The sequence below is a fragment of the Streptomyces kurssanovii genome (genome assembly GCF_040677245.1).
Lineage (GTDB): Bacteria > Actinomycetota > Actinomycetes > Streptomycetales > Streptomycetaceae > Streptomyces > Streptomyces kurssanovii.
Window position 1 is genome coordinate 30995 of record NZ_JBFAQK010000028.1, and the last position, 24548, is coordinate 55542.

22 protein-coding genes are annotated in these 24548 nt (G+C 71.9%); 14 read left to right on the forward strand and 8 right to left on the reverse strand.

Annotation, left to right across the window (positions count from 1 at the left end):
* Positions 1-105 precede the first annotated feature (105 nt).
* The 7 genes from AB0K36_RS20425 to AB0K36_RS20455 all read left to right on the forward strand — a co-directional run bounded on the left by AB0K36_RS20425 (position 106) and on the right by AB0K36_RS20455 (position 8598).
* Entirely contained in the window at positions 106-1185 is a 1080-nt protein-coding gene (locus tag AB0K36_RS20425; RefSeq protein ID WP_364596202.1) for a hypothetical protein, read from the forward strand.
* 208 nt (positions 1186-1393) lie between these two features.
* Positions 1394-2908 (forward strand): methionine--tRNA ligase, encoded by a 1515-nt coding sequence (gene metG, locus AB0K36_RS20430; protein ID WP_364596204.1) that lies wholly within the window; start codon positions 1394-1396, stop codon positions 2906-2908.
* A gap of 250 nt (positions 2909-3158) precedes the next feature.
* Positions 3159-5945, forward strand: a complete 2787-nt coding sequence (locus AB0K36_RS20435) for a sensor histidine kinase (RefSeq protein ID WP_364596207.1) — start codon at positions 3159-3161, stop codon at positions 5943-5945.
* Positions 5942-6379, forward strand: a complete 438-nt coding sequence (locus AB0K36_RS20440; protein WP_053556780.1) for a roadblock/LC7 domain-containing protein — start codon at positions 5942-5944, stop codon at positions 6377-6379. The genes AB0K36_RS20435 and AB0K36_RS20440 overlap by 4 nt, the downstream gene beginning before the upstream one ends.
* Positions 6380-6435: 56 nt before the next feature.
* On the forward strand, positions 6436-6792 hold the full coding sequence (locus tag AB0K36_RS20445) for a DUF742 domain-containing protein (RefSeq protein WP_364596327.1): 357 nt from the start codon (positions 6436-6438) through the stop codon (positions 6790-6792).
* 6 nt (positions 6793-6798) lie between these two features.
* On the forward strand, positions 6799-7365 hold the full coding sequence (locus AB0K36_RS20450) for a GTP-binding protein (protein ID WP_364596210.1): 567 nt from the start codon (positions 6799-6801) through the stop codon (positions 7363-7365).
* Between the two features lie 99 nt (positions 7366-7464).
* On the forward strand, positions 7465-8598 hold the full coding sequence (locus AB0K36_RS20455) for an FAD-dependent monooxygenase (RefSeq protein ID WP_364596213.1): 1134 nt from the start codon (positions 7465-7467) through the stop codon (positions 8596-8598).
* Positions 8599-8927: 329 nt separating this feature from the next.
* On the opposite strand, the gene bla is transcribed toward AB0K36_RS20455, so the two are convergent.
* Positions 8928-9869, reverse strand: coding sequence for a class A beta-lactamase (gene bla, locus AB0K36_RS20460; protein WP_435877894.1), 942 nt, complete (start codon positions 9867-9869; stop codon positions 8928-8930).
* Positions 9870-10178: 309 nt separating this feature from the next.
* On the opposite strand from bla, the gene AB0K36_RS20465 reads away from it, so the two are divergent.
* The 3 genes from AB0K36_RS20465 to AB0K36_RS20475 are packed head-to-tail and all read left to right on the forward strand — an operon-like array spanning position 10179 to position 14121.
* Positions 10179-10871 carry a FadR/GntR family transcriptional regulator gene (locus tag AB0K36_RS20465; RefSeq protein ID WP_364596219.1) on the forward strand — a complete coding sequence of 231 codons (693 nt, stop codon included), beginning with the start codon at positions 10179-10181 and terminating at the stop codon, positions 10869-10871.
* Complete coding sequence (locus AB0K36_RS20470; RefSeq protein ID WP_364596221.1) at positions 10868-12262, forward strand: tocopherol cyclase family protein; 1395 nt, start codon at positions 10868-10870, stop codon at positions 12260-12262. The genes AB0K36_RS20465 and AB0K36_RS20470 overlap by 4 nt, the downstream gene beginning before the upstream one ends.
* Positions 12259-14121: a GMC family oxidoreductase gene (locus AB0K36_RS20475; protein WP_364596224.1), complete on the forward strand. Its 1863-nt coding sequence runs from the start codon at positions 12259-12261 to the stop codon at positions 14119-14121. Before AB0K36_RS20470 ends, AB0K36_RS20475 begins: the two co-directional genes overlap by 4 nt.
* A gap of 209 nt (positions 14122-14330) precedes the next feature.
* Here AB0K36_RS20475 and AB0K36_RS20480 read toward each other — a convergent pair whose 3' ends face one another.
* The gene (locus AB0K36_RS20480; protein ID WP_364596227.1) at positions 14331-14765 is read right to left on the reverse strand and encodes a nuclear transport factor 2 family protein; all 435 of its coding nucleotides are present in this window, start codon (positions 14763-14765) and stop codon (positions 14331-14333) included.
* Between the two features lie 115 nt (positions 14766-14880).
* Here AB0K36_RS20480 and AB0K36_RS20485 point away from each other — a divergent pair, with 115 nt between their 5' ends.
* From AB0K36_RS20485 to AB0K36_RS20500, 4 genes are all read left to right on the forward strand, one after another.
* Positions 14881-15450, forward strand: coding sequence for a PadR family transcriptional regulator (locus AB0K36_RS20485; protein ID WP_364596329.1), 570 nt, complete (start codon positions 14881-14883; stop codon positions 15448-15450).
* Entirely contained in the window at positions 15437-16327 is an 891-nt protein-coding gene (locus AB0K36_RS20490; RefSeq protein WP_364596230.1) for an SGNH/GDSL hydrolase family protein, read from the forward strand. The genes AB0K36_RS20485 and AB0K36_RS20490 overlap by 14 nt, the downstream gene beginning before the upstream one ends.
* On the forward strand, positions 16284-16490 hold the full coding sequence (locus AB0K36_RS20495; RefSeq protein ID WP_364596233.1) for a DUF5988 family protein: 207 nt from the start codon (positions 16284-16286) through the stop codon (positions 16488-16490). Before AB0K36_RS20490 ends, AB0K36_RS20495 begins: the two co-directional genes overlap by 44 nt.
* Positions 16491-16710: 220 nt before the next feature.
* A complete protein-coding gene (locus AB0K36_RS20500) occupies positions 16711-17310 on the forward strand; it encodes a hypothetical protein (protein WP_364596236.1) in 600 nt (199 codons plus the stop codon).
* A 192-nt stretch (positions 17311-17502) separates the two neighbouring features.
* Here the strand turns inward: AB0K36_RS20500 and AB0K36_RS20505 are convergent, their stop codons facing one another.
* The 6 genes from AB0K36_RS20505 to AB0K36_RS20530 all read right to left on the reverse strand — a co-directional run bounded on the left by AB0K36_RS20505 (position 17503) and on the right by AB0K36_RS20530 (position 24238).
* Positions 17503-19845 carry a glycoside hydrolase family 84 protein gene (locus AB0K36_RS20505; protein WP_364596332.1) on the reverse strand — a complete coding sequence of 781 codons (2343 nt, stop codon included), beginning with the start codon at positions 19843-19845 and terminating at the stop codon, positions 17503-17505.
* A 350-nt stretch (positions 19846-20195) separates the two neighbouring features.
* Complete coding sequence (locus AB0K36_RS20510) at positions 20196-20945, reverse strand: ATP-binding cassette domain-containing protein (RefSeq protein ID WP_364596239.1); 750 nt, start codon at positions 20943-20945, stop codon at positions 20196-20198.
* Entirely contained in the window at positions 20942-21529 is a 588-nt protein-coding gene (locus AB0K36_RS20515; protein WP_364596242.1) for a hypothetical protein, read from the reverse strand. Before AB0K36_RS20515 ends, AB0K36_RS20510 begins: the two co-directional genes overlap by 4 nt.
* 2 nt (positions 21530-21531) lie before the next feature.
* Positions 21532-22815: a DUF7224 domain-containing protein gene (locus tag AB0K36_RS20520; protein WP_364596244.1), complete on the reverse strand. Its 1284-nt coding sequence runs from the start codon at positions 22813-22815 to the stop codon at positions 21532-21534.
* Positions 22816-22877: 62 nt separating this feature from the next.
* A complete protein-coding gene (locus tag AB0K36_RS20525; protein ID WP_364596247.1) occupies positions 22878-23273 on the reverse strand; it encodes a hypothetical protein in 396 nt (131 codons plus the stop codon).
* A 428-nt stretch (positions 23274-23701) separates the two neighbouring features.
* The gene (locus AB0K36_RS20530; protein ID WP_364596250.1) at positions 23702-24238 is read right to left on the reverse strand and encodes a hypothetical protein; all 537 of its coding nucleotides are present in this window, start codon (positions 24236-24238) and stop codon (positions 23702-23704) included.
* Between the last annotated feature and the right edge of the window lie 310 nt (positions 24239-24548).

Genomic DNA, 24548 nt, shown 5'->3' on the forward strand with positions numbered 1-24548 from the left:
TCCGCGCCCCGGGCAGAGCCGTGACGGCACGCTGTTCTTGCACCAGAACCTACCTCGCAGTGCTCAACCGTGCTCCTGTCAGTGGTGCCGTCTACGCTCCCGATCATGAGCAGATGGCTGAGCAACCCCGACATCCTGGTGGAGCAAGGTGCGGTCCACCGCGGGTTCGCGGAGCGCGGAGACCTCGCCGGGCTCGCCCGGTCGGTCATGGAGGCCGCGTGCCACAACGGATGCATGACCGGGCCGGGTGCCGAGGCCATGGCGTGGCTGCGGCAGCTGCCGGACCGTGACCGGCTGGAGCTGGCGGGCATCTGGGCCGAGTGGCATGCGCGCACGACACCGGCGGACGCGCCGTCCGCCGAGGCCTTCCGCAGGAACACCTCGTACCTCAGGGCCGAGTTGCTGGTGGTGGCGACCGGAGTGGCCCGCGGTCTCGATCCGGACCTGATGGCCGGGGAGCGCCAGGCAGTGCTCACGGAACTGGCCGGTCAACACGTGGCGTTCGGCCACCGGGAGTGGGAGCTCGCGGATGCCGAGATCGAAGCCGGACGCATACCCGGCCCGGAGGTGCTGGCGACGCTCCGGCGCACCGTGATCGACTACCACGCCGAGCCGGCCCTCCGTGAGGTGCTGACCCGCTTCCCCGGTCCCGTGCTCAACCCGGGCGAGGCATGGGCCGATCAGGCACTCGAGGACGCGGCGGCGGGCGGTGAGCCGTGGCACCGGCTGCTCGGCCACCGGGCCCCGGTCAGCGCGGGTGTGCCGTCGGCCAAGTGGCTGGACGCCGGCCGGGACCTGCTCGACGCGGCAGGGCCGGAGTCGGTCCGTCGCAGCGCGCACCGGTGGTTCGAACTCGTCGGCCGGGAGCGCAGCGTGCCGCTGCGGGGTTCGCGGGGCCCCGCTGCCTACGACCCGTACAACGCCCAGGCGCTGCGCGCACTCGCCTGGCTGCTGTCGCTGCTGCCACCCCGTGACGACACCTGTGACGCGCTCGCCCGCCTGGTCGAGACCTCGTTGAGAGCGCTGCCGGGTTCCGGCGCGTACCCCGTGAGGGTCGCGGAAGCCGGCGTGGTGGCCCTCACGCGCATCGGCACCGCCGACGCGCGGCTGGAACTGGACGGGCTGCGCAGGCATGTCACCCACAAGACGGTCCTGCGGCGCATCGACCGTGCCCTCGCCGCATGACCCGGGGGGCGCGGCGGTGCCCGCGGAAATTGCCCGGAGCCGCCCGCCGGGCTCTGTTAGCCTCCCCGCATGACCACGCACTCGTTCCCGATGATGCCCCGCAGACGGGGCCGCTGAGTCGGACGTGTGACGTACCGAGGCCCCGGAAACGGGGCCTCTTTCGCGTATGTGCAGGTGGAAGCCCCGCCCGGGACAGAAGGAGGCTTCCATGACAGCTACGCGTACCTACATCACCACCACCATCCCGTACGTCAACGCCCGGCCGCATCTGGGCTTCGCCCTGGAGCTGGTCCAGGCCGACGTGCTCGCCCGGCACAGCCGGCAGTCCGGCGAACAGGTCCGTTTCCTGACCGGCACGGACGACAATTCCCTCAAGAACGTCCTCGCGGCGGAGGCGGAGGGCATCGGGGTCCAGGAGCTGGTCGACCGCAACGCCGCCGCGTTCGCCGCCCTGCGGGGGCCGCTCGCCCTGTCGTCGGACGACTTCATCCGCACCAGCAGCGACCCACGCCACCGCGCCGGTGTGGAGCGGCTGTGGCAGCGGTGCGCCGACGCGGGCGACCTGTACCGCCGGCATTACGAGGGCCTGTACTGCGTCGGCTGCGAGCAGTTCTACACCTCCGCCGACCTCGACGAGGGCCGATGTCCCGACCACGGGACGGAGCCCCGGCCCGTGTCCGAGGAGAACTGGTTCTTCCGGCTCTCCCGCTACGCCGGCACCCTGCGGGAACTGATCACGGACGGGCGGCTGCGGATCGAGCCCGCCTCACGCCGCAACGAGGTCCTCGGCCTGATCGAGAGCGGTCTGCACGACTTCTCCGTCTCCCGCTCGCAGAGCCGCGCCCGCGGCTGGGGCATCCCCGTCCCCGGCGACCCCGACCAGGTCGTCTACGTGTGGTGGGACGCGCTCGGCAACTATGTCACCAGCCTCGGGTACGGCACGGGGGAGGACACGTTCGACGAGTGGTGGCGCGGGAGCGGCAGACGCGTGCACCTGGTGGGGAAGGGCGTGTTGAGGTTCCACGCCGTGTACTGGCCGGCGATGCTGCTGTCGGCGGGGCTGCCGCTGCCGACCGACATCCTCGTCCACGACTATCTCACCGTCGACGGCCGCAAGATCAGCAAGTCGAGCGGTACGACGGTCGATCCGGTGGAACTGGCCGCCGATGCCGGCACGGACGCGGTCCGCTGGTGGCTGCTGCGTGACGTGCCGAGGGTCGGCGACGCGGACTTCACGCGGGACCGTCTCGTGGACCGCGCCAACAGCGACCTCGCCGGCGGGCTGGGCAACCTGGTGAACCGCGTCGTCACCATGGTGCACCGTTACCGTGACGGGCGTCCTCCGGCGTCGCGCCCCCTCGCGCTCACCTCGAAGCCGCTGGCAGAGGCGTGCGACGACAGCCCCCGGCTGATCGCGGCGGCCCTCGCCGGCTTCGACTTCCGCCGGGCGGCGGCCGCGGTGTGGACGGTCGTGGAGGAGGCCAACCGCTGTATCGACGCCACCCGGCCCTGGGAGTCGGCAAAGGCGGAAAGGGCGGGAGACCCCGACGCCGCGCGGCGCCTGGACCGGGCTCTCGACGCCCTCCTCCAGGCCTGTCTGGTCCTCGCCGACCGGCTGGACCCGTTCCTGCCGGGCGCCGCGGCCCGTATCCGGGAGCAGTGCACGGCCGTCGACGGAGTCCTTCCCGCGCCCGCTCCGCTGTTCCCCCGGATCGAGGTGTGACGGGTCCGTCGTGCCACGGGGGCCGTCGGGAGGGCTGACCTGCCCCGACGGCCCGGCCCCCCCGGCCGGTGACGGTGGTGTGAGTGAAGGATGATGCTTGTGTGGGGTCCCGAGTCCTTTGTGGTGCCGCAGTGTGACTAATATTCACGCGTCGGAGCGCACCACGAATTTGACCAGCCGTCAGGTCGGTCCCTCGTCAAGGAGCATTGCCCTGCGCACGCGCGCCTCACGGCGGACCGGCTCGACATCCATGTCGCTGCGGACGGCCCTGCTCGTCCTGGCCTTCGTCCCCGGTATCGCACTGGTCGCCCTGTGGGGCGTCACCAGCGGCCAGACCTTATTCGACTTTCAACGACAAGCGGCCCAGGGGCTGTTGGCGGAAAAGGCGGGCCAACCGTCCAACGTCGTCTACTACAACCTCCAGGAGGAGCGCCGGCTCAGCGCCGAGGTGCTCGCCCGCAGGGACGGCGCCGCCGAGGACCTGGCGCGCCAGCGTGAACTGACGGACGAGGCGGTCGACCGGTTCCGGTCCCTCTCCGACGTCACCGAGGACGACGCGCCCCGCGAGGTCCTGGACGCGGTCGCGGGAGCCCGCCGGGCGATCGGCCAACTCCCCGCCCAGCGTGCCCTCGTGGACAGCGGCGACCGTGATCAGCAAGAGGCCGTGTACGACTACTACACGGACCTGATCGCCGTCGACCTGAAACTCTTCACCGCACTCAGCCACGTGGACAACGGGCGTATCACCACGCTGTCGCAGCCCCTCGTGGACCTGTTCTGGGCCAAGGAGATGATCTCCCGCTCCGACGCCCTGCTCGCCCGCGGCTGGAGCCGGGGCAGGCTGAGCACCGAGGAGCACCGGCAGTTCCGGCAGGCCGTGGCCGGCCAGTCGTTCGTGCACACCACCAAGGTGGTGCCTTTCCTCCCGGACGACGAGAAGGCCGAGTGGCAGGCGATCACCACGAGTTCGGCCTGGCAGGCGAAGACCCGCGTCGAGGACGCCGTACTGCGCCCCGCGGACCCCGACGCGTCCGGCGACATCAGGCTCCGCGCCCAGGAGAAGACCTGGCGGGAGGCGATGGACACGCTCACGCCCCAGATGAAGAGCCTCATGGAGCACCGGACCGCCCGAGTGGTCGAGGAGGGCAAGGGCAGTGTCATGTCACTGCTCTTCCGGATGGTGCTCACCACGGTCGTCGGCCTCCTCGCCGTCGTCGCCGTCATCTGGACCACCTGGCGCCTCACGCGAAACCTGCGCCAGCGCATCGGCCGCCTCCAGGAACAGGCGGAGGCACTGGAGAAGGCCCTCCCCGACGTCGTCGAGCGACTCGCTCAAGGAGAGCGCATCGACGTCGAGGCCGAGGCACGGGCCATCCGGCAGGACGACCAGGACCGGGCCTCCGACGAGCTCACCCGCCTCGGCGAGGCCCTCAACCTCGCGCGCACCAGCGCGCTGGAGGCCGCGGTCCGGCAGGCCGACCAGCACCGCGGGTTCGAGCGGCTGCTCCAGCGCATCGCCCGCCGTACGCAGCAGCTGATCGGCCAGCAGCTCAAGAAGCTGGACGAGCTGGAGCGCCGGCACGAGGACCCCGAGGTGCTCGACGGTCTCTTCGACCTCGACCACCTCACCGCCCGGCTGCGCCGCTACGAGGAGAACCTGGTGATCCTCGCGGGCGGGTCGCCGCACCGGCGCTGGCGCAAGCCGGTCCCGCTGCTCGACGTGATGCGCTCGGCTCAGGGCGAGGTGCAGGACTACCGGCGCGTCATGCTGGACCTCGACGGCAGTCCCTGGCTCTCGGCACGGGCCGTCGGCCCGGTCTCGCACGTCCTGGCCGAACTGATCGAGAACGCGCTCGCCTTCTCCCGCCCGCCGAGTCCGGTCGAGGTCAGGGCCGCGGCGGTGAGCCGCGGACTGGCCATCGAGGTCGAGGACCGCGGTCTCGGCATGGAGGAGGACCAGCTCGCCGACGCCAACGAACTGATGCGCCGCCCACCGCGGATGGACGTGCTGGCCCACTCCGACGACATCCGTCTCGGCCTGCACGTGATCGCACGGCTCGCCTCCCAGTACGGGCTGCGGGTCGAGTTCCGTCCGTCGGCGTACGGCGGCACGCGGGCCGTCGTCCTCGTCCCCCACGAGCTCACCGTGGCCGGGCCGGGCCCGGAGGCGCCGACTCGACCGGCGGTGCCGGTCCACGCCGTGGCGCCCCTCGCCGAGCCCGCCGCTCCCGTGGCGGACACGGACGCGCTGCCGACCCGCGTGCAGGGCAGGGCCCTCGCCGACGTCACCGCGCTGAACCCGGCCACCGCGACACCGTACGAGACCGCCGCCCCGCCGTACGGGGAGGAGCCGGGGCACCCGTACGGGAACGGCGCTGAACCGTACGGGAACGCCTCTGAGCCGTACGGGAACCCGGCCGAGCCGTACGAGAACGGCCCCGAACAGTACGGGACGTCCGACGGGCCGTACGGGGAGCCTGATGTGCGGTACGAGGCGCCCGGGCAGCCGTACGAGCACGCCGGGCCGCAGTACGACCACGTCGAGCCGCCGTACCGTCCGGCGCCCGCAGAGCCGTACGGGACGCCGGAGCCGTACGGGACTCCCGCCGCGCCGTACGCGGCCACCCCCGCGCCGTACGCGGCCACCCCCGCGCCGTACGGGACCCCCGCCCAGCCGGCTGCCGGGCCGGAGCTCGCGCACGACGGCGCCGGCGATCCGTCCGGTGCCGTCCAAGGCCTCCCCGGCCTCCCGGCGCCCGCCGCGGAACCTCCGCTGCCGCGCCGGGTGCGGCAGGCCAGCCTCGTCGACGAGCTGCGCGTCGCCCCCGCCGACCGGCCCGTGCCGCCCAAGCCGCCGCGCTGGCAGGACGACCCGCTGCTCCGGCCCGCCCCGCGCCGGGCGGGCGCCACGATCGGCGCGTTCCAGCGCCGGTCCCGGGCGGCCCGCGCGGGCGACGCGCCCACGGACCCGGCCCGCCCCACGGAACGGCCCGAATCCACCCCACCGACCCGTCCCACGAGAGAAGAACGGTCATGACACGCACAACCGCCACCCACCAGGACCTGGACTGGCTGCTCGACGGTCTGGTGGACTCGGTGGCAGAGACCCGGAACGCCGTCCTGCTCTCCGACGACGGGCTGGTCGTCAGCCACTCGCGGACCATCGAGCGCTCCGCGGCGGAGCGGCTGGCCGCCATCTGCACGGGCCAGCAGAGCCTGGCCCGCGGGGTCGGTCAGCTCTTCGACGGCGGCGTCGTGCACCAGGTGATCGTCGAACTGGCCGACCTGTGGCTGTTCATCATCTCGGCGGGCCAGGGCACCCACCTCGCGGTGGTCGCGTCGCAGGAGGTGGACGCGGAGGTCATGTCGCTCGCCATGCACAACCTCGTCCAGCAGGTCGGCCAGAAGCTCGGCACCCCCGTACGCGGGGAGTTCGACGCCTTCGGCACCGGGGAGGGACCGGTCGCGTGAACACCGGCTGGGAGGACGAGGACGACGAGGCGCTGGGGGAGGACGGCTCGGGCACGATGGTCCGCCCGTACACCATCACCCGTGGCCGTACGGCCCCCGAGCGGGACGACTTCACGCTCATCACGGTGCTCAGGACGGCGGACGAGCCGCGTGACGGGCGCGGTGTCCCGCTGCGCCCCGCGCGGTTGCAGCCCGAGCACCGGATGATCCTCGACCGCTGCCGGCGGCCCGCGGCAGTCGCCGAGGTCGCCGCCGACCTCGACCTCCCCGTGTCGGTGACCAAGATCCTGCTGGCCGACCTCGTGGGCCAGGGCCTGCTCACCGCACGCGCGCCGCTGTCCGTGGCGCGCGCGGCGGGCGGCGCCGACAGGGGCCTGCTGGCCGCCGTTCGTGACGGACTCCGGAGACTCTGAATCATCATGACCATCAGCCAGGCGGCGCCCGCCGCCGTGAAGATCCTGATCGCCGGCGGGTTCGGCGTCGGCAAGACGACCATGGTGGAAGCGGTCAGCGAGGTCGCCCCGCTGCGCACCGAGGAGTACCTCACCAAGGCGAGCGTCGGCGTCGACGACCTGGCCGGCGTCGGCGACAAGGACACGACGACCGTCGCCCTGGACTTCGGGCGCATCACGATCAGCGACGAGCTGGTCGTGTACCTCTTCGGCACACCGGGCCAGGAACGCTTCTGGTTCATGTGGAACGACCTGGTCAACGGTGCGCTCGGCGGCGTCGTCATCGCGGACACCCGGCGGCTGGGGACCAGCTTCGCCTCGATCGACTTCTTCGAGAGCCGGGACATCCCGTTCGTCGTGGCCATCAACTGCTTCCACGGGCACAACACCCGTACGGCGGAGGAGATCAGGGTGGCCCTCGACCTCGACCCGCACGTACCGCTGCTGATCGGCGACGTCCGGCGGCGCGACTACGGCAAGGACGTGCTGCTCGCCCTGGTCGACCACCTGATGAGCCTGCCCGCCGCGGTCTGAGCAACTGAGGCCACCGCCACCGCCCCGCCTGCTGTCCCGCGTTCTTCATCCCCGTCCCGGCCCTTCCCGTCCCGGCCCTTCCTGCTCTGGAGACTTCTGATGGCATCACCCCTGCGTGTCCTCGTCCACGGCGGCGGCATCGGCGGGCTCACCCTCGCCACGGCACTCGCGCGGCGCGGCCACACCGTGGAGGTCGCGGAGATCCGCGACAGGCTCGACGCGCTCGGTGTGGGCATCATCCAGCCGTCGAACGCCCTCCACGTGATGCGCGAGATCGGCGTTCTCGACGACTGCCTCAAGGCGGGTTACGAGTGGGAGATCCTCACCATCGCCGACCCGGCCGGGAACACGCTGGCGCGCATACCGCAGCCCCGGATGGGCGACGTTCCCTCCAACAACGGCATCCCGCGGCCCGCGCTCGCCGCGGTGCTGGGCGCGGCGGCCACGGCGGCCGGTGCGACGCTGCGGTTCTCGGCCACCGTCACCGAGCTGCACGACGACGGCGAGGGCGTCGACGTCACCCTCTCCGACGGCTCGGCCGGACGCTGGGACCTGGTCGTCGGCTTCGACGGCATCGGCTCGCCGCTGCGTACCCGCCTCTACGGCGAGCGCTACGCGCCCCGGTACACCGGATTCGCCAACTGGCGGGTCACCGTGCCGCGGCAGGCCCGCGTCGACGGCGTCGTGATGAGCACGGCGGGGCAGGACGGCAAGGCGCTGCTCACGCCGATCACGGACGAACTGATGTACCTGGGCGCGGTGTTCGCCGAGAAGGAGGACTTCCGTCCCGATCCGGAGCGTGCCCACGAGCAGTTGGCCGAGCGGCTGACGGCGTTCTCCGGCCCCGTGGCGGAGGCGCTCGCCACGGTCAACGGTCCGGCGGACGTCGTCCATTCGCGGATCTCCCAGGTGACGGTCGAGGAGCCGTGGCACGTCGGCCGGGTCGTACTGGCCGGCGACGCGGCGCACGCCTGCACCCCGCACATCGCGCAGGGAGCGGCGATGGCCGTCGAGGATGCCGTCGTGCTCGCCGAGTCACTCGACGCCGAACCCTCGGTGCCGGCGGCGCTCGCGGCCTGGGAGGCGCGTCGCCGGCCCCGGGCGATGTGGGTCCAGGCCATGTCGCACGCGGTGCTCAAGCAGGAGACGGGCGGAGAGACCACACCGGAGGAGGACGAACTCCTGAAGATCGGCATCCCGGGCGCGGCGCACGTGCTGGCGAAGCCGTACTAGGCCCGCACGGGCCTGGGCCGGCCCGGCATCGGGTCTGAACAGGGCCTGGGCCGGCCTGAACAGGGACTGGAACCGTGCCTGGACCAGGCCGCACCGGGTCTGGGCCGGGCTTGGACCGGCGTGGACCGTGCTTGGACCGGCCCGCATTGGGCCTGAACAGGGCCTGGGCCGGCCTGAACAGGCACTGGACAGTGCCTGGACCCGGCCCCACCGGGCCTGGACCGGCGTGGACCGGCCCGCACCGGACCTGAACAGGGGCCTGGACCCCGCCGGTCGAGACGTGTCCGCGGTCCTCGGCGTGCGTGGGCTTCCCTCGTTCAGGGTCCGACCTACGCCAGGGCCGCCACGACCACCTCGGCGGCTCGCGCGACGAGCCTGTCGTCGTACTCCGCGTCCTCGGCGGCGCGGCTGGAGAGGATGGCGATGACGACGGGGGCGGCCCCGGGCGGCCAGGCGACGGCGATGGCGTTGCGGGTGCCGTAGGCGCCTGCGCCGGTCCTGTCGCCGACCTGCCAGGTGTCGGGGACGCCGGCGCGGATGAGGGCGTCGCCGGTGGTGTTGCCCTTGAGCCAGTAGGTCAGCAGTGCCTTCTTGTCGGCGTCGAGCGTGTCACCGAGGACGTACTCGCGCAGGTCGCCGGCGAGGGCGCGGGGGGTGCTGGTGTCGCGGATGTCGCCCGGCGTGGCTTCGTTGAGGGCGGTCTCGAGACGGTCGGCGTGCGTGGTCGTGTCGCCCAGGGCGGCGAGCGTGGCCTGGAAGGCCTTGGGCCCGCCCAGCTCGTCGAACAGGAGGTTCGCGGCGGTGTTGTCGCTGTAGCGGACGGCGGCGTCGCACACCGCGCGCAACGTCATGCCGCTGTCGACGTGCTTCTCCGTGACCGGTGAGTGGTCCACCAGGTCGTCACGGGTGTAGCGCACGACCTTGTCGAGGCCGGCCAGGGAGTTCTGATCGAGCACGGCGGCAGCGGTCAGTGCCTTGTGGGTGGAGCAGTACGCGAATCGCTCGTCGGCCCGGTGGGTGACGGTCCGCCCGTTGCCGGTGTCGACGGCGTACACACCGAGCCGGGCATCGAACTCCCGCTCCAGCCGGGCGAAGGAGCGGCCCGACGGTGCTGCGGACCCGGACCCCCTTGGAGCGGGGGACGTCCTTGACGGCGCGGACGCGTTCGGAGACGCGGCGTCTGCGCGTGGGGCGGCGCATCCCGTGAGCGGGGCGGCGGCGAGGGCGGCCAGCGCGGTGAGCGAGGCCCGACGGGAGATTGCCACGGAGATCCTCTTCGTATGCCTTCAGTTGGACCCGACCGTGCCGGAGGCCGTCCGCCCAGCGGCTGAAGCCCCGGTCACAGTGTCCGTCGTATCAAAGCGGGTTGAACGGGCCCGGCAGGGCCGGCGGCGTGTCGCCCTGATCGCCGCGGTTGTTCCGGTACTTGCCCAGGTCCCGGTCACGCTCTCGGCCGGCCGCACCTGACGAATCGAAGCAGGACGCGGTCGCCCCGTCGCCGGTTCTCCTCGGCACGGTCCTTGCCTCCCGATCCCGCAGCGTGGTTCAGTGGCTCATCCACTCAGCCACTGAGGAGAGTTGTGGAGACACTGCCCCGTGAGACGATCGTCGACGCACTGGAGATGCGCCTGAGGGAGGACATCCTCACCGGCCGCCATCCCACGGGCAGTTATCTGCCCCCGGAGCGTGAACTCGCCGACGGCTACGGCGTCACCCGCACCACGCTCAAGCACGCCTTCGGCCGCCTGGTGCAGGCCGGACTGCTGGAGACCCGGCACGGTGTCGGCACCCGGGTGCGCGACTACGCGCGTCTCGGCGGCGCGGATCTGCTGCCGATGCTGGTGCGGCACAGCCCCGGCTGGCTCGGCGAGATCTTCGAAGTACGGCGCAGCATCGGCGCGTTGATCGCGGGCCGCGCAGCCGAGAAGGCCACGGCGGCGCAATGCGCCGAGCTGCGGGAGCTGCTGGCCGTCGTGGCGGCCGCCGAGGGCGGGGACCCGGTCCAGCTCGCCGACGTCGAGGTGCACCGTGCGCTGGCCCGCGCCACCGGCAACCGCGTCTACACCCTGCTGACCAACACCCTGTTCAACGCCTACGTGCCGATGCGGTCCCATCTGGTCGGCCCGTTCCTGGACCCCGAGGCCGCCCATGCCCGGCTCGCCCCGGTCGTCGAAGCGGTCTGCGCAGGCGACGGCGCGGCGGCCCGCGCCGCCGCCGACGCGTACATGAGTGCCACCGAGCGGATCATGCTCGACGGGCTGGGACTCGAGTGACGGCCGCGCGCGGAACGGAGTTCACCGAGACGATGGTCGGTTCGGTGCGGCTGGCCGGCGAGAGCGGGACGCGAGCGATGCGGCTCGATCTGGCCGTCCGGGCCGAGCGGCTGATGCTCCCGCACCGGACGACCGGCGCCACCTCGACCGGCCGGGTACGGATCGCGGGACTGGCCGACGACCGTGACGTCCGCGGCGAACTGGAGATCTCGCCGATCGCCCGGCGCCGGATCCGCTACAGGCTGGACTTCACCGCCGGCGGTCGCCGCTACTCGCTCGACGGGTGGAAGTCCGTCACCGCGCTGCGGCCGGTGAAGTCGATGACCGTACTGCCGTTCACGCTGCTGACGGACGGCGAGGAGGCCGGGCACGGCACCCTGCGCTTCCCCGTGGCCACCGCGCTGATGCCGTTTCTGGGCAGCTTCCGCTTCCCGCGAGCGCAGGAGGACACGGCGCAGTATCTGGCACCACGCTGGAACGGCAGCCCCGGCCGCACCGAGGTCTGGTACACCACGCTCACCGACCCCAGGACCCGTACCGGAGTGTGGCTGCACCACGAGCTGACCGCGCCGGACGACGGCTCCCGCGCCCACGGGCACGGCTGGATCGCCCTCTTCCCGCCCGACGGTCCCGTCGAGCACGCCCGGTTCGGTCCCGAACCATGGGAGCCGGATCCCGTCGGCTTCAGCGTGGACGGCATCGAAGCAGGGCCCGGTCGGCTGCGGGGGTCCGCGGGCGACTTCCGCTGGGACGTCACCGAACGCCCCGAGGGTGAGCCCCTGTTCACCTTTCCGCGCTGGTCCTGGCGGCGTCCGCTGCTGCCGGCCGCGCAGATCCTTCCGTCCGCGCGTGCCTCCTACACGGGCACGATCGCGTACCCCGGCGGCGAACTGCACCTGGACGCCGCCCCGGGCGCCTCCGCCCGGATCTACGGGCACGGCAACGCCCGCCGTTGGGCCTGGCTCCACGCCGACCTCGGCGGTGGGGACGTCCTCGAGATCGTGGCCGCCGTGTCCATGCGGCCCGGTCTGAACAAGCTGCCGCCGCTCACCTTCCTGCGGCTGCGCAGGAACGGCCGCACGTGGCCGCGCCGCGCGGAGCGCGGCATCGTGGGCTGGGCGGGGCTCGGCCGCTTCCGGACGCGCATCGGCCTGCCCGTATGGACGGTGAGCGGCACGGCGGGACTTCGCCGCATCAGGGTCGAGGTCACCCAGCCCCAGGAGCGCACCCTGGCGCTCGACTACACCGACCCCGACGGCGGGGCCGCCGTGTGCCGCAACAGCGAGAGCGCGGACGCCCGGGTCCTGCTGGAGCGGTGGTGGGGCCGGTGGCGTACCGAAGCCGAGTGGTTCCTCGACGGCACGGCGCACGCGGAGGTGGGAGACCGATGAACGGCAGGCTCGACGGACTCGTCGCCGCTCTGCTCGCCGACGACGGCAGAGCCGCCTGGCCCGGCGCGGTGCCCGACCGGCTCGGCAGGATGCTCGACGCGATGCCCTCGGCGGCACGCGCCGGAGTGCACGGAGCGGCCGCGGCCATCGACGCGTACGCTGCGGTGCGCATGGGCCGGCGGCTGCGCCGTCTCACGCCGGGGGAGCGGGAGCGCGTGCTGGTTTCGCTGGCCGCCCGTCCCGCGTTGGTGCCTGTGCTGGACGCCGTGAAGGTCCCGGTGATGCTGGCCGCGGGCACGGAACGGATGCTCCATGAGGAGCCGGTCCGCGCGCCCTCCGCGCCACCGCCCGAGGACCCGCCGCTGGACTGCGTGCCGTCGGCCGAGTGGCCGGACCGTTCGACGGCCGACGCCGTCGTGATCGGCTCCGGCGCCGGCGGCGCGATCGCCGCGCGCACCCTCGCCCGCACCGGGATGCGCGTCGTGGTCCTGGAGGAGGGACGCCGGCACACCACCGCCGACTTCGGGCGACGGGCACCCCTGGACCGCTTCGCGGAGCTGTACCGCGACGGAGGCGCGACCGTAGCGCTCGGAAACCCACCCGTGGTGCTTCCCGTCGGCCGCGCCGTGGGAGGCACCACCGTCGTCAACTCCGGTACGTGCTACCGCACTCCGGACCATGTGCTCGCGCGCTGGCGCGAGACGTTCGGAGTGGAGCTCGCCGACGCGACCGCCTTCGCGGCACACCTCGACGAGGTCGAACGCACGCTGCGGGTGGCGACCCAGCCGCTCGACGTCCTGGGCCGCAACGGGCGCACGGCCCTGGCCGGCGCCGAGACCCTCGGCTGGAAGGCCGGACCGCTGCGGCGCAACGCGCCGGGCTGCAAAGGCTCGTGCCAGTGCGTCGTCGGCTGTCCCACCGGTGCCAAGCAGAGCGTCCAGCTGTCCGTGCTGCCCGACGCGTGTGCGGCCGGGGCGCGCATCGTCACCAGCGCCTACGCGCGCCGGATCCTGACCGACCCGGACCGGCCCGGAGGGCCGCGCGCCTGCGGCGTCGGCGTACGGCGGCCGGACGGAACGGACTTCGAGATCCTCGCACCGCTCGTCGTCGTCGCGGCCGGGGCACTGCACTCTCCACCGCTGCTGCGGCGCTCCGGCCTCGGCCGTCACCCCCGGCTCGGGCGCAATCTGGCCGTCCACCCGGCGACGAGCGTCGCCGGGCGCTTCACGGAGCGGATCGCCGCGTGGCAGGGAGTGCTGCAGAGCGTCGGCATCGAGCAGCACCACGACGACGGGATCCTCATCGAGGCCACGGCCGGGCCACCCGGCATGGGATCGTTCGTGCTCCCCGGCGTGGGCCGCGCGCTGCGTACGGAGCTGGAGCAAGCGGGCAACCTCGCCACACTGGGCGCGATGATCGCCGACCGGCCCTCCGGACGGGTCCTGGGCGCTCGGCGCAGTGTGCCGCGCTACGACCTCGATCCGCGCGACGGCCGACGGCTGCTGGGCGCGGTCGAGGCCATGGGAGAGCTGCTGTTCGCCGCGGGCGCCGAGGAGGTCCTGACCGGGATCGCGGCCGCGCCACGGGCCGGTTCCCTGAACGAACTACGCGAACTGCTGGGCAGGGTGACGGCACGGCAGCTGCATCTGTCGGCGTTCCACCCGACCGGGACGGTCGCCATCGGCGCCGACGCTCGGACCGCGCCGGCCGATCCCCGTGGCCGGCTGCGCGGCGTGCACGGCGTCCTGGTCGCGGACGGATCGGCGCTGCCGAGCTGTCCTGAGGTGAACCCGCAACTGACCATCATGGCAACGGCCCTGGCGGTGAGCGAGTCCGCTGCCGCGGGCGGCCCGGCCTGATCCGGGAGGCAGACCGTCGACGGCGGGGCACCGGACCGTCGACGGCGGGGCGCCGGACCGTCGACGGCGCCCCGCCGTCCGGGTCTTCCGCGAGCGCCTTGTGCGTGTGCTCCGGACGGCGCACGCCGGAGTGGCCGTCGCCTGTGACCGGTCGGCGGAACCCGCCTACCCCGCCGGCGCCGTCCGGCGGCATCGGTCGGCGCGGCCCGTCACCGGACCGTCGGGGCCGGGACCAGGCCGTCGGCGACCAGGCCGGCGAGGACCGCCTCGCCCAGCGCGTGGACGGCCGACTGCGGCCGGACCATGACCGTGAACTCCTTGATCCGGCCCTCGTCGTCGAAGTGCAGCAGATCGATGCCGTGGATGTCCTTGCCGTTCACCGTCGCCCGGAAGGGCAGGATCGCGGACGGCGCCTCGACGCCGTCCGCGCCGGTCTCGGCCGCGCCGTCGTAGTGCCCGATGTAGCGGAAGTCCTCGAACACGCGCATCAGGACGCCGAAGAGGCCGAGGAGCATCGGCTTCCCCTCGAACGGGGTGAACTTCACAGGGCTGTAGAAGCGGATGTCATCGGTGAACAGCTCGTCCAGAACCGTGAGGTCACGGGTGTCGACGGCGGTTTTGAAGCGCTCTGCTGCGGTAGCCATGGTGTCTCTTTCCTGCCTGGTCGCCGGGATCTTCCCTACTCATGAAAATGACTAGTCAGATTCATGAGTATCATGGTCGGTGTCCGTGCACGAGCGCAAGAAGGAGGCGGGCCCGATGGCCTTGCGGCACGCTGTCCTGGCGGCGCTGCTCGACGAGGAGTTGAGCGGATACCAGCTGGTGAAGGCCTTCGACCTGGGTGTGGCGAACTTCTGGCACGCCCAGCCGCAGCAGCTCTACGCCGAGCTCACCCGCCTGGAGAAGGACGGGCTGATCACCGGCCGTGAGGTCGTCCAGGAGAACCGGCCCAACAAGCGTCTGTTCAAGGTCACCGACGCCGGCCTGGCGGAGCTGGACCACTTCACGGGCACGGCCGCCAAGCCGTCGTTCATGCGCGACGACCTCGTGGTCAAGGTCCAGGCCGCCGACCACGTCGACACGGACACACTGATCGGCCGGCTCACCGAGCGTGCGGCCATGGCCGAGGCCAAGGTCGAGCTCTTCGGCAAGCTGCTGCGCACCATGAGGGGCGACCGTACGGAGGAGGAGTTCCTCCGCCACGGGGAGCGCGTCGGCCCCTACCTGACATGCCTGCGGGGCCTCGCCTTCGAGCAGGGCAACCACGACTGGTGCGTACGCACCATCGCCGTCCTGCGGGAAAGGGCAGCCGCTGATGTCCGCGAGTGAGGGGGAAGGGCCGCGCTACGTCGCCCTGGGGGACAGCCAGACCGAAGGACTCGGCGACGGCGACGACACGGTGGGCCTGCGCGGCTGGGCCGACCGGCTGGCAGAACACCTCGCACACCACCACCCGGGCACGCGGTACGCCAATCTGGCCGTACGAGGACGCCTGGCCCGCCACGTCCACAGCGAGCAGCTCGCCCCCGCCCTCGCGCTGCGCCCCGACCTGGCGACCGTGGTCGCCGGGGTCAACGACCTGCTGCGGCCGCGGTTCGACGCCGATGAGGTCGGCGCCCACCTGGAGGCGGTGTTCGCCGCGCTCACCGCTCAGGGGGCCCGAGTCGCCACGGTCACCTTCCCCGACGTCACCCGCATCACCCCGCTCGCCAGGCCGCTCGGACCACGCGTCGCCGCGCTCAACGACCGGATACGCGACGCGGCCCGCCGCCACGGCGTGGTCGTCGCCGAGACCGGCCGGCACGCGGTGGTCACCGACCTCCGGCTGTGGAGCCCCGACCGCCTCCACGCGAGCCCGCTCGGGCACGCGCGGATCGCCGCCGCCGTCGCGCACGCCCTGGCGCTGCCGGGCAGCGACGACACCTGGACGCATCCCCTGCCGCCGGTCGCGACGGCTTCCCCCACCGGCGGGAGGGCCGCCGCCGAACTGCGCTGGGCCGCGGCCTTCCTCGGCCCGTGGCTCGGCCGCCGACTGCGCGGCCGCTCGTCCGGCGACGGCCGCACGGCCAAACGCCCGCAGCTCCTCCCCGTCCTGACGCCGGGCCCGCGGGCTTCGGCGCGTCGTGGCGGAGAGCGACCGCCGCACGGGGAAACTGACCTCCATGAGCGACGCGATGAAGGCCGTCCTGGAGGGCGGCCCGGATGACCTCCCCGAGCGAATCGTTCCCGTGGACGACCCGGGGCAGGAGCTCAAGATTCCGTTCCGCGGGGGATACGAGCACTTCAAGTCCACGACGCGCACGCAGAACACCGACCAGGGCCAACTGCCGGTCTACGAATGGTGGGAGCGCACGGAGCTCCCGGGCTGAGGCGGCAGGATCCGCTCGTAGCTCGTAGCTCGTAGCGCGTAGCTCGCAGCCCCTGGCTTGCGGCACGTGACTCGTGGCTCGAGGGCCGCGGTCCGGGGCCCGTAGCCCTCCGTACGTCGTCGAGGGGACAGCCACCTATGCTGCGCTCATGAATTCAGCGGGCCCGACTGTCATGGCCGGAGGAGTGGGACCGGCCGCACCGCGGCCCCGGCGGGGGCGCGTGGGTACATCGCTCCTGGCAACCTTCGGGGTGCTGCTCCTCGCCTGGGCGATCGCCGCCGGCAACACCGGCATCGCGTACGTGACCCTCGGCAACGACATCGTTCCGATCGTGACGGGCTGCCTGGCCGTGCTCGTGTTCGTGGTGGTGCTGCGCGTGCTCCACCACGCGTGGTGGCTCGCCCTCCTCTCCCTCGTGCCGGGCCTGTTCCTTCTCGTCGGCACGGTCCAGTACGCGCCGGAGGCGGCACTCGAGCGCCGCGGTGTCCGGGAGAGCGTGGTCGTCACGGCGGACAGCGCCGAGGGGACGTCGAGCAAGGACCACCGCTTCACGCTGGTCGGCCCGGACGGGGAACTCGAGGAGACGCTGCGCTACCGGGGCAGCAACCCCGACATCCATGTCGGTGACAGGCTCGAGGTGATCCGCGACCCCGAGGGCGTCGTGCCGCCGGCGGAGGCCGACGACGTCGACCCGGAGGGCCGCCTCAGCGGCCTGATCACCGGTGTCACCGGCTGGAAGGTCATCACCCTGGCCGCGGGCTGGCGGGGCCACTACCTGCGGCGCAGCGACCGGGAGCCCTTGCTGGACCGGTTCGCCTGACAGCGAGCGCTGCCACGAGGCCGGTTGCCGCAGACACGGCGACAGGTGGCCGGTGACGTGGCCGTCCCTGGGACACGGCCCGTCCGGCCGGGCCAAACCGGCTCGCACAGGACGGGCCTCGGCCCCGCCGCGGCCCGCCGAGGCCGGCATCGGGCGGCCCGGTACCGAAGGGGGCCGCCCGGTGCCGATGCCTCAGGACGCGGGCGCCCCGTACACGCCCATCTCGTGGATCGAGTACCCCCAGGTAGTCCTCCGCTCGACGCCCTGCATCCGCACGTACCGCACGGCTTCCTCGTCGGCCGGAAGCCGGACGACGTCGTTGCCGCACTCCTCCGGGCGCTGCGTGGCGACCGTCTTCCAGTCCGTGCCGTTCACGGACGTCCGGATCGTGTACGCGGTGGCGCAGGCGCTCTCCCAGGAGAGCGTCACCGCCGCCACCTTCGAGGGGGCGGCGAGTTCGACCTGCACCCACTCGTCATCGGTGTAGCCGGACGCCCAACGTGTCCCCATCAGACCGTCGTTGACATGACGGGCGGCCAGGCGATCGAGATTCTGCTCGACGCTGGAGGCCGTCGCCGTCCCCTTCGGCGCGAGGTTCTCCCCGCCGCTGGCGACGTCCCACAGCTGGAGCCGGACCTCGGCCTGCACGAGGAACACGTCGAGCACACCGTCGGCGACCTTGGGTTGCGCGGAGCCCCAGGAGTTGCGCGGCGGGTCCACCCGTACGGCGGTGGCCTGCCGCTGGATCTCGACCGACTCGCCCCGCAGCTCATCGGCCTTGTCCCGGTCACCGGCGTGCCGGGCGTCGAGCGCGTCGAGCATCCGCACCGTCGCCCTGCCCCACAGCTCGGTGGCGTCGAGCCACGGCGCCGCGTCCACGGTGAAGCCGCGTTCCACGGAACCGCTCCGGATGACGGCCGGCGCCTGCTCGATCCTCTTCGCGTAGCCGCGCAGGGACGCGACCGCCTCCGCGCGGTTCCCGGCGTCCCACGACGTCCAGAACTCGGTGACCCGGCGCGCGAGTTCCGGCGCCTGCTCCTGCCAGGGAGTGGCACCGAACGTGGGCGCCATGTGCTCGAGGTCGCCGAGGACCAGCAGGGCCTCGGTCGCCTCGCGATCGCCGCCCGCGAGGTATGCCATGGCACGCGGCCAGCTCGCCCGCGCGTCGTACGCCGCGTCGTTCCAGGCGAAGTCGGCCGCGCCGAAGACCGCGACCTTGCTGGCGTACGGCTGGTTCATCGGGTTGGCGACGATGCCGGTGAGATGCGCGGACAGGCCCGCCTCACGCTTGTCGTACGGGGCGAGCAGCAGCCTGCCCCGGGTGTTGCCGAAGTCGTTGACGGGATAGTTGTCCCAGACGAAGACCTTGCGCCCGAACAACTTCGCCGCTCCCTCCGCCTGCTGGTTGGTGATGCTCGGCGGCACGACGTCCGTGCCCGTCCACATCACCTCGACCGCGGGGTCGAGGGTGGCCCGCATCGTCTGCTTGTACGCGGTGTCCGTGAGGTCGCCGTACTCGGTCGGCACCATCTGCAGGGGCTGCACGCCCGGGTGCGTGGCGACGAAGGTGCGCTGCACATCGTTGAGCAGGTCGACCTGTGCCTCGGCGGCGGCCCGGCGGCCGGGTTCACCGTAGGCGGCCCTGTCGCCTTCACAGTTCCAGCGGGTGTAGCTGATGTCGTCCAGCGGGACGGAGAACGCCCGGGTGCCCAGGTCGTACATCGCCTGGAGTTTGGCCTTGAGATCCTTTCGGTGGGCCGCGTCGGAGTAGCAGATGGACTCGCCGGGGGAGACGGCGAACGTGAAGCGGACGTGGTTCGCGGTCGCCCGCCGTACCAGCTCACCGAGCTCGGCGAGCTTGTCGGCGGGGTAGGGCTCGCGCCACTTACCGCGGTGATAGGGGTCGTCCTTGGGTGCGTAGATGTACGTGTTGGCCTTCACGTCGCCGTAGAAGTCCATCTGGTCGAGGCGTTCGGCGTGCGTCCACGGGGTGCCGTAGAAGCCCTCGATGGTGCCGCGCAACGGCATGGACGGGAAGTCGCCGACCTCGGCGCCCGCCACCTTCCAGCCGTCGTCGCCGCGTACGAACAGCTGACGCAGCGTCTGCACGGCGTAGAACTGGCCCGCGGCGTCGTTGCCGGCGAGGGCGATCCGGTGCCCCGTTCCGCCGGAGCCCGCGACGCGCACGGCGTAGCCCTCCGCACGGCCGGGAACAGCGGTGTCGCCGAGGGCCGCGGCGATGTCGGGACGGTCGCCCGGGCCGATCCGCACGGTCAGCAGCCCGCTCGCGGCGGTCGGTTCGCGACCGGGTGCGACGACGTCGACCCGGCCGGCGCCGTGGCCCTTCAGCTCCGCGACGAGCCGGTCGCGGGCGGCGGCGTCGGTGCGGGCGTCGGCGACGACGAGCACCCGGTCGGTGACCACCGCGTCGGCGCCGGCGCGGTCGATCGACCGGGGGGTGGGGGAGACGGGGGGAAGCGGGGCGGGTGACGCCGCCTCGGCCTGCGGGACGGGGGAGAGGACGCCCACCGTCATGGCGGCGGCCGACGCTGCTGCGGCGAGGGACAGGCGGACCGTTCTTCCGTGCCTTCTCACGAGACCTCCAGAGTGGTCTAGACCGCGAACTGCGGCACACCGTACCGGCGGAGGGTCCGGAGCTGTCCATGGATGCGTCCGCGACGGGCTTGGACTTTTGCGCGGGTACGGGCCGCCTCCGTCCGGGCGGCCCCGACGGCGGCGACCACGCCTGCGGCCCAGAGGGGATGTCGGCAGGGACCCAGGTCGTCGAGCGGACGACGAAATGACACGGGGCGTTGCGGCAGGCGACCGTGCCGACGAGCCGACCGCATGCGCACACCCGCCGCCTCCGCAGCGCTACTGCGACGTCAGCGGGAGCCGTCGAGGCGCATGAGGACGGAGTATGCCGATTCGGCCCTGCGAGCGGGTACGGCGTCGTCGTGTGCGTGGTCGAGGAAACTCTGGGTCCCGCCGTGGTGGAGAACCCGACCGCTGTCCATGAGAGTGACGGTGTCGGCTTCGTCGGCGAGGTCGGCGATGTCATGCGTCGACATGAGCACCGGTGTCTTCGCCGCGACCTCCCGCAGCACCTCACGGAAGACCGTGCGCTGATGAGGGTCGAGCCCGGCCGTCGGCTCGTCCAACAGAATGACCCGTGCGTCATGGGCAAGGGCGCAGGCGATGCCGACACGGCGGAGCTGTCCCCCGGAGAGCTTGGCCGTCTTCCGCCCGGTCTGCTCGGCGAGTCCGACCTGGTCGAGCGCGGTGCCGGCACGCTCCCATGCGGCGGAGCGGTTCTCACCCTTCAGCCAGGCGACGTAGGCGACGTACTCGCGGGCGCTCAACTGCCGCGAGGTGGGCACCCGCTGCGGCAGCCAGGCGACGTGGCGGCGGTACTCGCGGCTGGTGGAGACGAGCCCAGAGCCGCTGAACAGGACCTTGCCCGACCTCGGCTCGACCGTGCCGGCGAGAAGGGCCATCGTGGTGGACTTGCCCGCCCCGTTGGGGCCCAGCAGGATCGTCAGACCCTCACCGGGGACCTCGTAGGTGAATCGGTTCAGGACAGGGCGGATCCAGCGGTGGTAGCTGAAGGTGACACGGTCGAGCAGCAGAGTCATCGGTCGGTCCTTGGTGTGAAGCAGATGAGCGAGAGAACCCCGGCCAGAAAGACAACGGCGGCGCCTACGGCGGCATGCACGACATCGGCTTGCTCCGTGACGATCACCCAGGGATAAGGGTCGTTGCGACTGCGCCCCCCGAGGAACATGGAGTGGATCATCCAGAAGACCGGAAGCAGGGTCGCACGGTGGCCCACCAACGGCCAGACTCCCAGGGCGAGTCCGCAGAAGAGCAGGTTGTTTCGCGCCGCCGTCCACATGCCCTCCGGACCGAGAAGAGCCATGACTGTGGCGACCACGGTCGCCAGAAGAGCGAAGCCGGACACCAACGCGACGTCTCTCGCGTCGAGTCGGCGTACAGCGGATCGTTCCACTGAGGGCATCCGCCTCTCGAGGCAGACGACGACGGCGACAGAGGGCACGAGGCACAGGAAATTGCTGAGCTCGGTCGCCATCGCGTAGTTCCCCACGAACGCGGGAAAGACGAGAACCACGTTCAGGGTGAGTCCGATGCCCAGGGCGAAGCCGAGCAGCGCACCGGGCAGCATCCCCAGTGCGCCGCGCTGGCGCAGCCACCAGATCATGGTCACCGACCTGCCCGGCACGCCTGCTGAAGCCGCTCGGCGTACCAGGTCTTCTGCTCCTGCGGGGGGAGACCGTTCACCCTGGTCATCTCGGCGAGAAGCTGCTTCTTGCTCTGCCCTTGGCTGAACCCCTGGGTCTCATGGGACAACCAGTCGAGGTACTCGCTCTCCACGCCGATCGTCCGGGCGACCCAGAGGGTGTTGTAGTGCAGAGAGTTCCAGTTCGGTTCCCGGCAGGGCATCCCGACCACGTCAATGGCGATGTTCTCGCGAAGGGCACTGTCCGCGTTGCCGGGCACGAGGCCGAGCGTCCACTGCTCGCCCCTGGCGCCGATCTGCTGGGCACTGGCCACGGTGAGGTCGGTGATGCGGGTGGGCTTCGCGGCGATGATTCCCTTGGCCTGCAAGCGGTCCGTCATCGCGGCGAGTTCGTCCTGGATCTCTCGGATGTGCGCGGAGCCGGCAGACGGCAGACAAACCTCAGGAGCGCTCCCTTCGCAGGTGACCGGAGCAAGGCCCTTGGTGGCCGGCGCGATCGATCGCCAGTCCTTGGTGATGCTGTAGGCACCGAGCAGACCGGCGGACGCGATCACGAGGGACGCGGCGACAGCGGTGACGCGGACACGCCGGGGGCCCGCCAGTACGACGCAGGCAAGCGCCAGACAGACCGTCGGCAGAACCGCGGCTATCGTCATGGACAGCGAGTACGCCTCACCGAACCCCAGCCAGCCGATGGACCCGGTGACATGGTGGGCCCAGTAGCTGTCCGTCCCCAACGGAAGGCTTATGCCGACGAAGACCACCACGGCTACGAGCGGCGCGGCGTAGAGCGCGTGGAGCCGACGCCCGATGACGAAGCCGATGACCGCATGCGCGGTGAGCAGGACGACGACGATCCCCATCAGGTGCAGCACATACAGGTCGGGAAGGACTCCGACCACCCACAGCCCACCCGCTGTGACACCGGCGGTCAGGACCGACAGGCACAGCACGGCGATGAGGACGGGCAGGAGCGCGATGCGCCACGTGGGCCGTGCGGCCCCCAACTCCCAGGCGCCGAGGGCCCGCAGCCGGGTCGCCTCCACCGCGGCCAGAGCCGCGACCGCTGCGGCGGCCATCGGGACCGGGGCATGAACGGCGTACGACGCGGCCTGCGCCGGCCACGGCACGGCAATGAGCCGCTCGATGTTGCGGGTACTCGTGAGGAACACGTAGGCGAAGAAGAGCCCGATCACGGGGAAGGCCAGAACGGCCGGATGCGTGCGAAGAGCGGAGGAGAAGCGCATGAAGCCTCGCTTGGAGAAGAACCGGGCCGCCGCGCGCCGTACGCGTGGCGGCCCGGCAGAGATCAGTCAGCCTTGGTCGTGTCTACGCTGACTTTGTCAGCCACCCCCGTGCAAGCTCCGCACCCGGTGCCGAGCTTCGTGACTTCGAGGTAGTAGCTGTCGTAGGGAAGACCTGACTGGGTAGCGGTGCTCGTGTACCCGTCCCCCTTGAAGCAGTTGGTGAGAGTCGACGTGTCGTGCTTCTTGTCGGAGCCCCAGTCGATTTGCTGCCACAGTGCCACGTCGACACGGTTCGAGGTTCCCGACTGGAAGCAGCCGGTGACGTGGAACTCGTTGTAGCTCTCATCGACCCACTGCTGGGAAGTGGTTCCCTGGGTCAAGCTGAAAGGCGCCTTGCTCCAGTTGGCCCAGGCACCCGTGGCGGTGGCGACCGTCAAGGCAGCTGCGGTACCGGTCACGACACAGAGGTTGCGCAAACGTCGTACGGACAACGGAAAAACCCTCCCTGTCCTTCCGGTTGTCGAGGCCCCTCCCTCGAACTGGAGACCGAAAGGCTGCGTGACTGTAGCAGTGGTGTCACCGCCTACCGGCTGCCACCCGCGAGGAAGTGATCAAGCTAACTCCCCAGCTGGGCACGGACGTTGCGGTCCTCTGGTCGGCAGTCGGCCCTCCGAGCCTTGGCAGCAGATTCCTCTGCACTCCCGCCCGGTGTCCCGGATGCCGCCGCGACAGAACGACCGGCTCGACCTGGCCGCCGCCCATGAAGCCCGTAGCGTCCACCGCGGCGCGGCAACGTGTCGTCGTCGCCTTCCTCCGCGATCCGGCAGACTTCCAGGAGGAGCCGGTCCGGTGCTTCGAGCGCCACAGCCTCAGGGCCGCCGGGCGTTCACGAAGGTCGCGTGGACGGGACCTGCCATTCCCCGGAGTGGCCCGGCGGGAGCGCCAGGTCGTTCCGGACGGCCGAGTAGTACCTTTCGCGCGCGGTGCGCTGGCGCTCGAGCATCGCCGACCATGTGTCGGAATCGACGGTCCGGGCGCGCAGGAACGCTTCCATGTCCATCACCGCGACGACCCACTCGCGGGCCTTCTCCACCACATCCGGACTCCCCAGCATCAACAGGGCCTCCCCGGCGGGGTCCCGGGCGACGGCGGCCTCGGCCAGGTGAGGCGCCGCGTCCTCGGGCGACAGGGGGTGCGGGTGGGGGTCGTTGCCGAGATGCGCGGCGATCCGGTACGCCAGGGTGACGGTCTTCTTCAGCGCCCTGGCGTAGTCGGCGTAGACCGTCAGCCGCCGTTCCTCCCAACGGGCCGCCTGCTCGCGGCGGAAGCGGGCCGCGTCGCCCCGGGTGATGGCCAAGTACGAGCCGAGGGCGCCGACCACCACACCGATCAGGGCAGGCAGCTGTTGTATGAACGCGGACATGGCCCCACGGTAGCGGGAGGCCGGCACCGTGACTGACGCCCGTCGGCCGAACGGTCGTGCACGGCAGGTGTGTTGCCCGCTGCGTAACAGGGCCGGGCGATATTTCGCCCGGCACCCCGTCTCGCCAGTACCGAAGCCGCTCTGGGCGGCGCCGAGTTCACGGGTGCCCCCTCGGATTCAACGCCGCCGTGGGCACGGTCCTGCCGCACAGCAAGTGGCGCGATCAGCGCCTGCTGTGCGGCCGCACGGCCCGTCGCGGGGACTCCGCCCGAGCCCCGCGGCGGAGCCGGCGGCCGGCACCCCGTCGTGG